The 13,332-nt window shown below is 72.5% G+C and carries 11 protein-coding genes; all 11 read right to left on the bottom strand.

Annotated features, from left to right (window positions below):
• Window positions 1-8: 8 nt before the first annotated feature.
• Entirely contained in the window at window positions 9-563 is a 555-nt protein-coding gene (locus NYZ95_RS16960) for a hypothetical protein (RefSeq protein WP_262852513.1), read from the bottom strand.
• A 107-nt stretch (window positions 564-670) separates the two neighbouring features.
• Window positions 671-1,414, bottom strand: coding sequence for a DUF72 domain-containing protein (locus NYZ95_RS16955; protein WP_262852512.1), 744 nt, complete (start codon window positions 1,412-1,414; stop codon window positions 671-673).
• A 101-nt stretch (window positions 1,415-1,515) separates the two neighbouring features.
• Window positions 1,516-3,099, bottom strand: coding sequence for a peroxidase family protein (locus tag NYZ95_RS16950; RefSeq protein ID WP_262852511.1), 1,584 nt, complete (start codon window positions 3,097-3,099; stop codon window positions 1,516-1,518).
• Between the two features lie 128 nt (window positions 3,100-3,227).
• Window positions 3,228-4,220, bottom strand: coding sequence for an asparaginase domain-containing protein (locus NYZ95_RS16945; RefSeq protein ID WP_262852510.1), 993 nt, complete (start codon window positions 4,218-4,220; stop codon window positions 3,228-3,230).
• Entirely contained in the window at window positions 4,217-5,341 is a 1,125-nt protein-coding gene (locus NYZ95_RS16940) for a hypothetical protein (RefSeq protein WP_262852509.1), read from the bottom strand. The genes NYZ95_RS16945 and NYZ95_RS16940 overlap by 4 nt, the downstream gene beginning before the upstream one ends.
• 61 nt (window positions 5,342-5,402) lie before the next feature.
• Window positions 5,403-6,068: a GNAT family N-acetyltransferase gene (locus NYZ95_RS16935; RefSeq protein ID WP_262852508.1), complete on the bottom strand. Its 666-nt coding sequence runs from the start codon at window positions 6,066-6,068 to the stop codon at window positions 5,403-5,405.
• Window positions 6,065-8,137, bottom strand: a complete 2,073-nt coding sequence (locus NYZ95_RS16930; protein ID WP_262852507.1) for a penicillin acylase family protein — start codon at window positions 8,135-8,137, stop codon at window positions 6,065-6,067. The genes NYZ95_RS16935 and NYZ95_RS16930 overlap by 4 nt, the downstream gene beginning before the upstream one ends.
• Window positions 8,134-9,903 carry an IucA/IucC family protein gene (locus tag NYZ95_RS16925; protein ID WP_262852506.1) on the bottom strand — a complete coding sequence of 590 codons (1,770 nt, stop codon included), beginning with the start codon at window positions 9,901-9,903 and terminating at the stop codon, window positions 8,134-8,136. Before NYZ95_RS16925 ends, NYZ95_RS16930 begins: the two co-directional genes overlap by 4 nt.
• A complete protein-coding gene (locus tag NYZ95_RS16920) occupies window positions 9,900-10,472 on the bottom strand; it encodes a GNAT family N-acetyltransferase (protein WP_262852505.1) in 573 nt (190 codons plus the stop codon). The genes NYZ95_RS16925 and NYZ95_RS16920 overlap by 4 nt, the downstream gene beginning before the upstream one ends.
• Entirely contained in the window at window positions 10,469-11,791 is a 1,323-nt protein-coding gene (locus NYZ95_RS16915) for a lysine N(6)-hydroxylase/L-ornithine N(5)-oxygenase family protein (RefSeq protein WP_262852504.1), read from the bottom strand. The genes NYZ95_RS16920 and NYZ95_RS16915 overlap by 4 nt, the downstream gene beginning before the upstream one ends.
• Entirely contained in the window at window positions 11,788-13,257 is a 1,470-nt protein-coding gene (locus tag NYZ95_RS16910; RefSeq protein WP_262852503.1) for a pyridoxal phosphate-dependent decarboxylase family protein, read from the bottom strand. The genes NYZ95_RS16915 and NYZ95_RS16910 overlap by 4 nt, the downstream gene beginning before the upstream one ends.
• Window positions 13,258-13,332 lie beyond the last annotated feature (75 nt).

Below are 13,332 nucleotides of genomic sequence, written 5' to 3'. Positions count from 1 at the left end.
GCGGCGGGTCAGGCACGCGCCGGCGGCCCACGGCGCGAGAGAGCCGTACCGAGCAGGAGGCTGCGCAGCTGCGTGGCGGGCGACTCGACCACGACGGGCGCCTCGACGCTGAAGACGACCTCCTGCGCGCACCCCGCGAACGCGAGCCGACGCGCAGGACGTCTGAGGACCGCGTCGGTCAGCGCCCACAGCGCGTCCTCGCCGTGCTGCAGGAGCGCGACGGTCGCGGCGGTGGCGAGCGCATGCCCGAGGAGCATGGCTCCGCCGGAGACCGCAGCCCCGGCCCCGCCGGACGGTGCCACCACGAGGCACCAGAGGTGGACCCCACCTTGGACGCCCACGACGAGCGCGGTGAGCGTACGGAGGGTCCAGCGGTGCCGCGAGAGCACGGACGCGAAGGCCACCGCAGCCACGACGGCGACGACGAAGGGCGCTCCTCCGGGCGCCGATCCCCCACCCGCGACGTGGCCGAGCAGAGCGACGCAGAGAGTCAGCGAGGCGGCCATGCCCACGCGGGCGACACGCCAACTGCGGCGTGACGCGAGGGGTGTGGCGGTACTCACCCGCGCCAGCCTAGTTGACCGCTCGGCCCCCGTGCACCAGGTCGCCTCAGCGCCTGGCCGCGTCTATGGCCCACAGCACATCCCCGTCCCACCGCCACCGTCGGGCGTCACCGCATCCGGCGCGCGAGGCGCTCGGCGTCGTAGGGGGCGCGGCCGTCCGCGTCGTTGTCGAAGTACACCCACGTCTCGACGCCCCAGCCGCGGATCCGGTCGGCCCAGCGCCGCAGCCGGTGGTCGGAGTAGCCGCCGTGGTAGAGCCGCGTGTGACCGTGCAGGCGGACGTACGCGAAGTCGGCGGTCGCGCGCTCGATCAACGGCCAGGTGCCGGCACCGTCGGAGACGACGAGCGCCATCCCGTGGCGCCGGAGGATCTCGGTCACCTCGTCGAGCGCCCGCTCGCTGCGGACCTCCACGGCGTGCGCAAGCGGCCGGCGTGCGCCCTTCCCGTCCGGGGGGAGCCACGTCCGAGACTCGTCGATCTGCGGCCCGTGGCCGGCAGCCAGCGCGGCCGCCGCCCCGTACGAGCGCGGCAACATCGCGCAGAACGCGTCGAGCCGCTCCGGGGTCGGCGCCCCTTCTGCAGGCAGCTGCCACAGGAACGGGGCGAGCTTCTCCCGGAGCGCCAGCACCCCCGAGGCGAGGAAGGTGGCCAGCGGCACCTCGGGATCTCGCAGGCGGCGCTGGTGGGTGAGGAAACGACTGCCCTTCACCGCGAAGCCGAAGCCGTCGGGCGTGGTGTCGTACCACCGCTCGTACGTCGACGGTCGCTGCAAGCGGTAGAAGCTGGCGTTGACCTCGACCGTGCTCAGGGCGCCCCGCCACGTACGCGAGCTCGTCGCGCTGGTTGACATCGTCGGGGTAGTAGTCGCCGTGCCAGCGGGCATAGCTCCACCCGGAGATCCCGACGTGGACCGCGGCGCTGGCCATGTCGGCCAGGCTAGGGCCTGTCGGCTCATGCCTCCTTCGCGAACCGCAGGAGCTGCGGCAGGTCGAACGTGCCGTCGTCGCGGGCCATCGGAGCCTGCGGCTTCCAGTTCGGCTCGACGCTGAGGTACGAGAGCGGGTCTTCGTTGAGCATCCCCAGCAGGACCTCGGCGACGATCCGTCCACCGACGGGGCCGAGCCGCTTGCCCGCGGCCAGCACCTCGGCCTCCTTCAGGATGTAGAACCACAGCGGCGGGTGGAGCCGCAGGTCCTCGCTGAGGTCTGCGATGCCCAGGGTGCCGGCGTCGAGGGGTTCGATCCCCATCGCGCGGGCGACCGTGTTGCCGGCAGGGAGCCCGAGCGCGACGCCGCGCTGGAGGTTGCGCTCGGCCAGCGCGTGCGGCGGGTGAGCGGCCACCGACAGCGGCAGGTCGGCCAGCGGGCGGGCCAGCTTGGTGTCGATCGGCAGCGACGGCTGCGGCGGCGTGTCGGCGCCAGGCATGTCGACGAGGAACTTCCACTCGACGGCCCACTGCGGAGGCAGCCGACGGAAGCCGTTGAGGTTCGAGAGCTCGTCCGGCGGCAGCTCGGGCCCGAAGATCGGGATCGGCCCCTGGTCGGCTCGGGCGTTCTTCACGAAGTCGTTGATGTGGTAGCGGCCGCGGATCATCGAGTGTCCGAAGCGGTAGGCGGCCACCGCGAACTCCACCGGGATGTACGCGTTGTTCGCGGGCTTGTAGAACTGGAAGCTCGGACGGACGAGGGCGATGGTCGATCCCGAGGAGTCGGCCACGTAGCTGTCGGTCCGCAGGATGTCGTCGATGACGGCCTGGCCGACGATCCGGCGCAGGAAGTCGTGCACGACGACCCACTGGTAGTGCCAGCGCACCAGCCGCTGCGTCTCCTTGAACGCGTCGTCACCGGTCAGCGGTGTGGTCGCGCCGACGACGTCGGCGACGCGGTTGTGGAACTGCAGCATCGTGAGGTGCAGCTGGGACACGAGCAGGTTCTCGTCGTTGCGCGGGTCCCCGGTCAGTGCGCGCCCGAAGAAGACGGGCTGGCCGGCACGCTCGCGCGGCTCGTTGCGCGGCAGGTCCGGACCGGCGCCGCTCGTCTCGCCCGAGACGACGCCCACGTCCTCTCCCAGACGCATCTTGGTGACGGGCCCGGAGTCGTCGTACAGGTACGGCTGGTCGGCGGGGCCGCGGCCGTACATCGAGTCCAGGTCGAAGCGGGGCGTCCGGAAGTTGTGGAGCGCGTCGGGATCGTTCTGCCGACGCAGGCTCGACACGGGGTCGAAGGTGACGTCGTGGTCCACGAACTGCCCGAAGTAGGTGTAGCCCGACGGGATCTCAGGGTTCTCCGCGGGTGGGCCCGCCGGCTCGACCATCCGTTGGGCGAGCGCCGTCATGTCGTCGGCGGTGTGCGCGAAGACGGGCAGGTGGCGGAACATGCGCCCGAAGCGCCCGGACTTGAACGACGACGACGGGATCATGTCGACGCCGCGCTGGACCGTCCCGTGGTGGATCGGCTTCGTCGGTGTCGTGGACTCGGGTGCGGGTGGCGGGGCGACCTCTGGTGCGGAGGTCTCCTGCCCGATGGTGGTGGCCATGATGCTCTCCTCGCGTGTGGGACTCCCGAGACGGCAGGCGCTCCGGACGAAGCGCACCAGCAACGAGCGTCCCTCCGCGCGAGGGTCAGGGACAGAGTGTTTGCAATCGGACTAAACGGACATTCGATCTACCCGCGGCTGCGACCCTCGCCGACGAGGTCCACCGACAAGAGACGGCGGATCTCGTCGTACGGGAGCCCGCTCGCGATGAGGTAGTGCAGCTTGGCGAACGCCGCCTCGGTCGTCATGCAGCCGCAGCTCACGACACCGTGCTCGAGGAGCCCGCGACCCGCGGCATACCGGCGCAGGTCGACAGCGGCGGCGGGGATCTGGCTGACCGCGACGACCGGCACCTCGGCTTCGCGCAGCGCGGCCAGCCGCTCGTACGCGACCTTGTCCTGCGGGGCGGTGCCGCCCCCGAACACCCGGAGGACCACCCCGGACGGCGGCCTCGACCACATGAGCTGGTCGTGCCACTGCTCCAGCGAGACGGTCGCGAGTGCGACGAACCGGTCCTCGTCGAAGCCGGTGAAACCGCCCAACGGCAGGTAGAGCGACAGTCGACGACTCGTCCCGACGAGCCCGGCGAACCCGTCGAGGTCGGTGGTGGACCGCTTCCAGATCGTCGCGGCCGCCCGGACCTGGCCGGCGAACGCCAGCGACACGCCGCCCCGCCCTGCCACCACGGTGTCCAGCGCGAGGCGGAGGTTGTCCGCGACGTCGCTCCCGGGCTCGCCCGGACCCCGCTGGGCCCCGGTGAGGACGACTGGCCGAGGCGCGTCGGCGAGCGCGAACGCGAGCGCCGCCGCGCTGAAGGCCATGCTGTCGGTGCCGTGGACGACGACGACCCCGGCGACCGAGGGCAGCGCGGCTCGGATCTGGCGGTGCCAGCGCGTCCAGTCCGCGGGTCCCATCTCGGCGCTGTCGCGCAGCGGGTGGTCGAGGACGAGGTCGGCACGCACCTGACGCGCCACCGACCAGGCGTCGACGATCGCGCGCAGCCCGTCGACGCCCTCGGCCGTCACCTCGAGCCCGTCGGCACCGCCGCCCATGGTGGCCGTGCCACCGGTCACGAGGACCAGCACGCTGCGGGGTCCGGCGAGCCCCAGCCCCGCGGTCACGAGGCCGCCTCCACCTGCGCGCGCAGCGGCACGGGGCGGACGACGCCGGTGCGGACGTCGAGCACGGGACGGTAGCGGTCGTAGAGCGTGACGATCAGCGTCAGGAGGAACACGAAGAAGAAGCCTGCCGTGAGGAAGAAGCGTTCGTTGGTGGGGACGATCAGGCTCGCCGCGAGGACGAGGCCGATGTTGAGCGCGGACAGCACGACGAACGCCGCGAGGACGGAGCGCAGACCGCCGCCGCGACGCGCCGTCCAGAGTCCGATGAAGGAGTTGACGACGATGAGCACGCCGCAGCTCACGGCGATCTCGACCGGCGTCGCCGTCACGCTCGGGACGATGTTGGCGATGATCATGCTCACGAGCGCGACCACCACGACCTTCTCGAGGAGCCAGCTGTCGAAGACCCGCCCGTAGGCGACACGCAGCGCGGCGCGCTCGCGCTCGTCGTCGATCGCGGTGGGGATCGCCCCGGCGGCGAACGCCCAGGGGTGGTCCGCCGGAGCGAGCCGCGGGCGGACGACGAACCACAGCACGGCGGCCAGCGCGAGGACGGCGACCACGAGCGCCGGCGTGAACCACGGCACGTCACGCATGGTGTCGGTCAGGTCGAGCTTGAAGACGTGGATCCACGCCTCTTGCGGGAGCTTGATGACGACCCAGATCACTGCCGCAGCGGCGATCCACCAGCGCAAGGAGAAGCGTTTCGGGTCCCATCGGGTGCGCACGATCTCGTAGAAGATGAAGAAGTACTCGAAGGTGTTGGGGAAGATCAGCAGCAGCCACCGGTGCGTCCCGCCGGTGAGCTCGAAGATCGCGGTCCCGACCAGGCGGTAGTAGAAGAGGAACCGCGCCACCTCGAAGGCCGGGCGGCTCGCCCAGTTGCGCATCGTCGAGACGTACGCGAGCGCGAGGTAGTAGATGTCCAGCGCCTTGTCGTAGCTCTGGTAGTGCGACAGGTCGAGCGAGGTGAAGGTCTGGAAGATCGTCTGGTCCACGCCGTCGAGCAGCATGCACGCGACGATCGCCGGGAGCGGGAACTTGAAGACCAGCAGCGGGACGAGGAGCCGTGCCGCGACGACCGCCCAGAACACCACCTGGTCGAGTGAGTCTCCGCCCAACGCGCGCTCCCCTCAGGACGGGAGGCGCACCCTGCGCCGCCATGGTTGTGCGGAGGCGATCCTAGCCGTCGTGGCCGCCCTCAGGCATCCCCTGTTGCGACGCCGCGCCGTGGAGGTCCGCCCACATCCGCGCGAGCCGGTGGTCGGCGCGCGTTCGCTCCAGGAAGGCCAGCCGTGCCGTCTTCCCCGGGAGGCTGACCTGCGCGCCGCCGGTGAACCCGAGCCTCTCGAGCACGCGCAGCACACGGACGTTGCGCACGTCGGGCTCGACCACGATCCTGCGGGTGGACGCAGGCCCCAGGACGAATCCGACGAAGGTCTGCAGCATCACCGCCCACTGCTGCTCGCGGGTCCCGACGTGCTCGCCGAGGAAGAGGTGCAGGCCCACGTCACCGGGTTCGGGGTCGTAGTACTCCCCCACCGGGTCGTGCTCGGGCACGTAGGTCTGGATCAGCGCGAACGGGTCGCCGTCGCGGCACACGAGGTACGCGTGGTGGGTCGTGAGCCCGTCGACGTACGCGTAGAGGTCGCGCAGCTCCTGCGCGTCCAGGTCCTGAAGCCCCCAGAAGCGCGCGCGGTCGGCGGTGACCCACCGGTGGAGCAGGTCGAGGTCTCCGTCGGGGTCGAGCACCCGGACGGTCACCGTCCCGAACCCGTCCACGTGGTCGGTGTGCACGACCTCGCCGCGTGCACCTGCCGTCAGACGGGCGTCCACCTCCGCGCTCATGCCAGCGCCTCCTCGCTCAGGGCTTCCCAGGCGGTGACGACCGGTGTCGTGCCTGCGTCGAGCCAGGTCTCGAGCTGGTCGGTGGCGTGCGGGCTGTGCGGGGCGCCGGCCGCACCGAACGGGACACCCCAGCGGCTGGCGTCGCGGTCGGCGAGGTCCCAGACCCAGCGGGCGACCGATCCTCGCCAGCAGCGGTCGCTGACCCCCGGGGTGCTCGCCGTCGCGCGGACGGTGTCGGTGTCACCGGACAGCGCTGCCGCCGCGACGTCGGCGAAGGACGCGTCTGGGACACCGGCGAGCACGTGCACCGGGTCCAGGCGGTGGCGCTCGCCCCACGGCTCCGGCGGCTGCGCGGCGACGTCGTCGAGCGCGTCGCGTGCCAGCGCAGCGGCGTCGACGCCGAGCGACGCCGCCGGTCCGAGGCCGTCGAGAAGGTCGAGCAGGCCGTCGCCGACGCGTGCCCGCACGTCCATCCAGGGCGCGTAGACGTCCCCCATCCCGTGCGGCGCGTGCAGCGGAGCGAGGGCGGGCAGCGCGGCCACCTTCTGGACGAGCGCCGACCGCCACGCGGCGTACGCCCCGGCGTCCTCGCTGTCGGCCGTCATGTCGCGGTCCCACCCGCGCAGGCGCGCGGCGAGGGCACGCGCGGCAGGGGTGAGCGCGTCGTCGTGCGCGTCGGGGAGGTGCCGCAGCAGCGCGTCCGCACCGAGCGAGACCGTGTCGCCGTGGATCGACGCCATCTCCTCGACGCCGACCGGCTCGTCCTCCAGCGCCGCCAGGCGCCTACGGATCCGCTCCGCACGGTACGGCGCTGCGTACGCGTAGCCGAACGACCGCTCGGGGTCGTCGGGGCGTTCGTTCGCGTCGACGGCGTGGTCGTCGACGCGACGGGCCGGTGGCATCGCCTGCCAGGCGACGCCGGCCGCGCCGTCGCTCCAGGCGTCGCGCGGGAGCCGCCTCGCGGCGGCGCCGGTGTCGGGCACGCGCCCCGCCGTGAGGCTGAGCGTCGTGCCGTCGCGGTCAGCCACCAGCACGCGGTTCACGGGGTCGACCCATCTGGCGAACGCCGTGGCGACGTCGTCCGCGCAGCGCGCCCGCAGCAGCTGCCGTAGCGCGGCGATGCCGAGGTCCGCGCCCGCCCGGGCGGGGAAGCGGACGGAGTACGCGGCACGCTCGGTCCCGTACGCGGGCAGGGCGTCGAGCCCCGCGACGACGACACCGCGCGACGTCTCCACCCAGGGCACCTCGAGCGAGGCACCGCCGCGCACCTCGACTCGCTCCGTCCCCCAGGCGGCTGGCTCCCACCCCGCCGGACCGTACGCCTCGACGCCGCCGTCGGTGGTTCCTCTCAACCGCTCGCGGAAGACGTCGACGTGGTGCGCCATCGCGTTCGTGATGCCCCACGCGACGCTCCCGGCATGGCCGAAGTGGGCGATGCCGGGCACGCCGGGGAACGCCAGCCCCACCACGTCGGTGCCGGGGCAGGCCAGCCGGACCTGCTGGTAGACACCGGGGATCTCGATCACGCGGTGCGGGTCGCCGGCGAGGAGCGGGAGTCCGGACCGCGTGCGGGAGCCGTGCACCGCCCACGCGTTGCTCCCCGAGCCACCCGCATCGGACTGGAAGAGGTCGACGACGTCCTCGCCGTGCGTCCGACCGAGCGAGCGGAGCACGTGCTCGCGCCACAGCAGCCCGGGCAGGTCCGAGAAGAGCACGTGCGCGACGTGCAGGACCCCGAGCGGCGCCCAGTCCGGCCATCGGGCCTCGGGCAGCACCGCGTTCACCCCGCCGACGTAGGACGCGACCCACTCCTGGTCGTCGCGTGCGAGGGCGTCGTACGCGGCGCGGGCCGTGTCCGCGAGACGCGCCTGGCGAGCGAACACGTCCCACGGCACCCCCGCCGCGCCGAGGCGCGCAGCGAGACGGCCCTCGGTACGCAGGTGCTCGAGCTGGATCTGGTCGCCGCGGTCACGCGCCGTCACGCGGCCCTGCGCCTCGGCCAGCTCCAGCCAGGAGTCCGCCCGCACGTGAGGGATGCCGCAGGCGTCGCGGTAGAGCCGGGCGGTCACGCGGGCACCCTTGCGCCGGCGCGCGCGATCGGGTTCGTCAGCGTCCCGGCGTAGATCAACGACTCCGACTGGCTGGCGAGATCGACCATCTGCAGAGTGTTGCGCAGCTGGAGCCGGTTGAGGCACGAGTGGGCGAACCGGTCCGCGCGCAGGTCGACGCGCGACGCGAGCCCAGGGTGCTCGGTGGCGTACCGGTCGACGCAGGCGGCGACCAGCGCCCAGAAGCGGTCCTCCGTCAGCACGCCGTCGACGTGCAGGATGCCGGCGAGGTGGCGCAGGACCCCGTCGAAGACGTCGGTGAAGACCGCGAGCGCCTGCTCGTCGGCGTCGACCGGCTGGCGGATCCGGGCGACCTCCTCGGGCAGCTCGTGCGCGCGGAGCAGGGCGACCTCCTCACCGATGTCCTTCATGAGCGCGCGCCGCGGGACGTGGTCGGAGATCAAGAGGATCACGTTCTCGCCGTGCGGCATGAACGCCAGGTCGTGCGCGAGGAGGCAGTGGACCACCGGGCGCAGGTAGGCGTGGAGGTACTGCGCGACCCACTCCTCGGCGCCGATCCCCGCGGCGCGGACCATCGCGGATGCGTACGCGACGCCGTCGTGGTCGCGGTGCAGGAGCGAGGCCATGGTGGCCAGCCGCTCACCGGTGCCGACCCGGGTCACCGGACTCTCGCGCCACAGGGCGGCGACCATCTTGCGGTGTGCCGACGGTGTCGGGGTGCGGTGGTAGACGTCGCCGGTGTAGCCGATCGCGGCGCGCTCGCGCAGCACCCCGAAGCCGCACGCCGTCAGCGTCTCGTCGCCCTCGACGAGGGCCGCCACCCAGTCGTTGATCGCCGGGGTGGCCCGCATGTACGCAGGCGACAGTCCGCGGAGGAACCCCATGTTCTGGATCGCGAGCGCGGTCTTCACGTAGTGGCGGTCAGGGCGCGAGAGGTTGAACATGGTCCGGATCGACTGCTGCGCCTGGTACACGTCCTTCCCCGGTCCGAGCGGGACGAGGTCACGTCGCGCGACCTCCGGCGCGAAGGTGACCGCGAGCCGCGCGTCCCACTGCCACGGGTGCACCGGCAGGAGCCGGTACGCCGCCGGGTCGACGTCGGCGTCGGCGAGCGCCGCGGTGAACCGCTCGCGCTCGCCCGCGTCGAGCTCGCCCTCGTACAGCGCGTGCTCGTCCAGACCTGCTCCGAGCGCGAGGTTGCTCGCGTCGCGGCGCACGGCGACCCAGTGCAGCGCGAAGGGCCGCCCCACCTCGGGGGCGTAGCGGCGGTAGGCGTCGAGCCCGAACCCGATACGGCCGTTGTTCGCCACGAACCCGGGGTGGCCCTCGGTCATCGCGGACTCGACCGTCTGGAGGTCGGCGGTCAGGAGGGCGTCCGCCGACGGCCCGCCCGCGTGGCGCTTGTACGCCGCGGAGGCGAGCGTGGCGGCGATCTCCTCGAGGTAGGTGGAGAGGAGGTGCTCCGGGATCTCCAGGAGCGGCTGCAGCTCCAGGACGAGGGCGCTCGCGTCGAGGTCGGCGGGGCTCCCGTCGACGAGCCGGCTCAGCGAGCGCTCGTCGACGACCCAGTGCTCGAGCTGGAGACGCTGCGCGGCGAACCGGTAGACCACCGCCCCGTCGCACAGGGCGACCTCGTAGCGTCCGTCGCCGACCGCCTCCGGCGCCAGCAGCCGCTCGTGGGAGAACTCGGCGAGCGCCTTCGCCACGAGGTGACGCTGGGCGTGCGCCATCGCCTCCGGGTTGAGGTGGGCGGCGTCGTACGTCATCGGTCTCCTCCTGCGAGTCGGCTGGCGGCGAAGTCGGCGCGCGTGCACACCGAGAGGCGGGCGGTCTTGTCACCGAGCGGGACGTCGCGCACCACGCGGAACCCGGCGTCGGCGTTCTTGCGGGCGATGGCGTCGTTGCGCACGTCGGGCTCCACGACCACGCGCTGCGCACCCAGCGTGTCGAAGCACAGCCGCATCACCGCGGCCATCACGTGGCCGGTCAGCCCGTGCCGCGGTCTCCCCCGTGGCGCCGACACCAGCACGTGCATCCCGAGGTCGCCGGGCTGCGCGTCGTGGACGTCGGTGAGCAGGACGTGGGCGGGGTCGTACGTCTCGGCGAAAAAGGTCGACGCGTCGCCCACGGAGCCGAGCCACGCCGCCTGGTGCGGGTCGGCCTCGATCGTCTCGAGGTAGTCGTGCACCTGGCCGACGTCGAGGTCGCCCATCTGCCAGAACGCGGCGTGCGGGTCGCGCAGCCAGCTCTGCAGCAGCGCGGCGTCGCGCGCCGGCTCCGCGGGCCGCACGACGATCTCGCCCACGGCGGTGGCCGTCGTCATGCGTGCGGTCATCGCCGGCCCACCCCCGCATCCGTGCGGGTCCCCACGGGCTCCGCGCCGGCGGGCACGCCGAACTCCTGGAAGGCGATGCGTCGCTCGATCGGGTAGACCTCGCGCCCGGTGATCGCGGCCAGGATCGTCGAGCTGCGCCACGGGCCGAACCCGAGGTCGGGCGCGGTGACGCCGTGCGTATGCTCCTCGCCGTTCTGCACGAACACCCGACGCCGATCGCCGTCCACGGCGTAGTCGCGGCCGACCGCGAAGCGTCCGAGCTCGTCGAACGCAAGGAGGTGGCGTACGGGGTCCACGAAGGCGGGCACCGTGGCCGCGTACCCGGTCGCGAGGACGAGTCGCTCCGTGCGGCGCTCGTACTCCTCGCCGAGCTGGTCGTGGCGCAGCCGCAGCACGTACTCCTCCCCCGTCCACGCGGCACCGACCAGCGCCGTGTCGGTGAGCAGCGTCGTCGGGACGGGCCGCTCGACGCTCTTGCGGTAGAGGGTGTCGTAGATGTCGTCCACGAGGTCCCCGCTGATGCCCTTGTAGAGCGCGCGCTGCTCACGCCCGAGGAGCTGGCGCAGCTCGAGCGGCAGCGCGTGGAAGTGGTCGGTGTACTCCGGCGAGGTCATCTCCAGCGTCAGCTTCGTGTACTCCATCGGGAAGAACCGTGGCGAGCGCGTGACCCAGTCGAGCCGGTACGCGTGGTCGTGCACGTCCTCGAGCAGGTCGCGGTAGATCTCGGCCGCGGACTGCCCGCTCCCGACGACGGTGATGCTGCGCGCCTCGCGCAGGGCCTCGCGGTGCGGGAGGTAGTCGGCGCTGTGCAGCCAGGGGCCGTCGAGCCCGTGCGCCGCCGTCGGGACCACCGGGCGGGTGCCCGTGCCGAGCACGACGTGGCGGGCACGGTACGTCTCGGTGGTGCCGTCGGCGCACCGCGCGTGCACCACGTACGTGTCGTCGCGCGGGTCGTAGGTGACAGCCTCCACGTGACGCCCCCACCGCAGGGCGTCGAGCTGGTCGGCCGCCCACCGGCAGTACGCGTCGTACTCGGCGCGCAGCGGGTAGAAGCTCTCACGGATGTAGAACGGGTAGAGCCGGCCGGTGGCCTTGAGGAAGCTCAGGAACGAGAACCGCGAGGTGGGGTCCGCCATCGTCACCAGGTCGGCGAGGAACGGGACCTGGATGGTCGAGCCCTCGAGCATCATCCCGGGGTGCCAGCGGAACTCCGGCGCGGTGTCGAGGAAGACGGCGTCGATCTCGTCCAGCGGGTCCGCGAGGCACGCGAGCCCGAGGTTGAACGGCCCGATGCCGATGCCGACGAGGTCGTAGGTCATCGGGCCACCTCCACCGGGCGGCGACGGTGGGCCGACCCCTCCGTCTTCACGAGCTCGAGCACGCCGCGTACGTCGTCGAGGGTGGCGTCGGGGTTCAGCAGGGTGAGCTTGAGGCACGGCCGGCCGTCGAGGACCGTCTTGGCGACCATCGCGCGCCCGGAGGCGAGCAGGGCGGCCCGGACCTCGGGCACGAGCCGGTCGGCCTCCGCGTCGGACGTCCCGGACGGCTGGTAGCGGAACAGCACGGTGCTCAGGTCCGTCCGTGCGAGCAGGCGCAGGTCCGGGTCCGCGTCGACGACCCGGTGGACGTCGGCCGCGAGGTCGAGGACGCGGTCGAAGAGCGCGCCGACGCCGTCGGCACCGAGCGCCCGCAGCGTCACCCACAGCTTGAGCGCGTCGAAGCGTCGCGTGGTCTGGAGCGACGTGTCCACCAGGTTCGGCTCCTCGGCGTCGTCGGGGTTGAGGTAGGCGGCGTGCCATCCGGTGCGTGCGAGGTCGGCGGGGTCTCGGACGACCAGCGCACTCGACGAGACGGGTTGGAAGAAGCTCTTGTGGAAGTCGACCGTGACCGAGCGGGCGCGCTCGATGCCCGCGAGCAGGTGGCGTCGCGTCGGCGAGACGAGGAGCCCGCAGCCGTAGGCGGCGTCGACGTGCAGCCACGCCCCGACGGCGTCGCACGCGTCGGCGACCGCGTCGAGCGGGTCGAGGCACCCGCGGTCGGTCGTCCCCGCCGTCGCCACCACCGCCATCGGGATCCGGTCGGTCCGTGCGATGACGTCGAGCGTCATCGTGAGCGCCGCGGGGTCCATGCGCCCGTCGCCGTCGGTGGGCACGGTGACCACGGCGTCCTCCCCTAGGCCGAGGAGGAGTGCCGACTTCTGGACGCTGAAGTGGCTGCCTTGCGTGGCCACGACGAGGAGACGCTGCTGCAGGGAGGCGCGCTCGGCACCGGTGAGGACGCCCGACCCGTGCACGGCGAGCGCGTGCTCGCGGGCGAGGAAGAGCGCGTGCAGGTTGGACTGCGTCCCGCCGGAGGTGAAGACGCCGTCGCCGCCGTCGAACCCGATCCGGCGCGCCGTCCATCCCACGAGGCGACGCTCCATGAAGGTGGCGACCGTCGACTGGTCGTAGGTGTCGACCGAGGTGTTCACCGCCGCCAGCACCGCCTCGGCGGCGACGGCGGCGACCGCCACCGGGCAGTTGAGGTGCGCCGCGTACGCGGGATGGTGGAACCACACGGCGTTCTCGACGAACATCGCGTCGATCTCGCGCAGCGCGCGCGCCTCCCCGACAGGGGCGTCGTCGAGGTCGACGTCGGCGACGAGGCGCGCGAGGGCGTCACGGGGTCTGCCGGAGAACGGCGCAGCGACGGAGGCGACCCGTGCGGCGAGTCGCTCGACGACCTCGTGGAGAGTGTCGGCGTAGTGTGCGGACGTCTGGTGCGTCAGCAGGGCGGACCGAGTCATGCGGGCTCCTTCGGCGGTGGGACAGGAGACGCTTGTTAGGTATGGCTTGCCTAAGTTAGCGCAAGCTGGAGTCAT

Source organism: Mumia quercus, from assembly GCF_025506335.1.
Lineage (GTDB): Bacteria > Actinomycetota > Actinomycetes > Propionibacteriales > Nocardioidaceae > Mumia > Mumia quercus.
The sequence above is the reverse complement of the archived record's forward strand: the minus strand, read 5'-3'. Positions and strand labels throughout refer to the sequence as shown.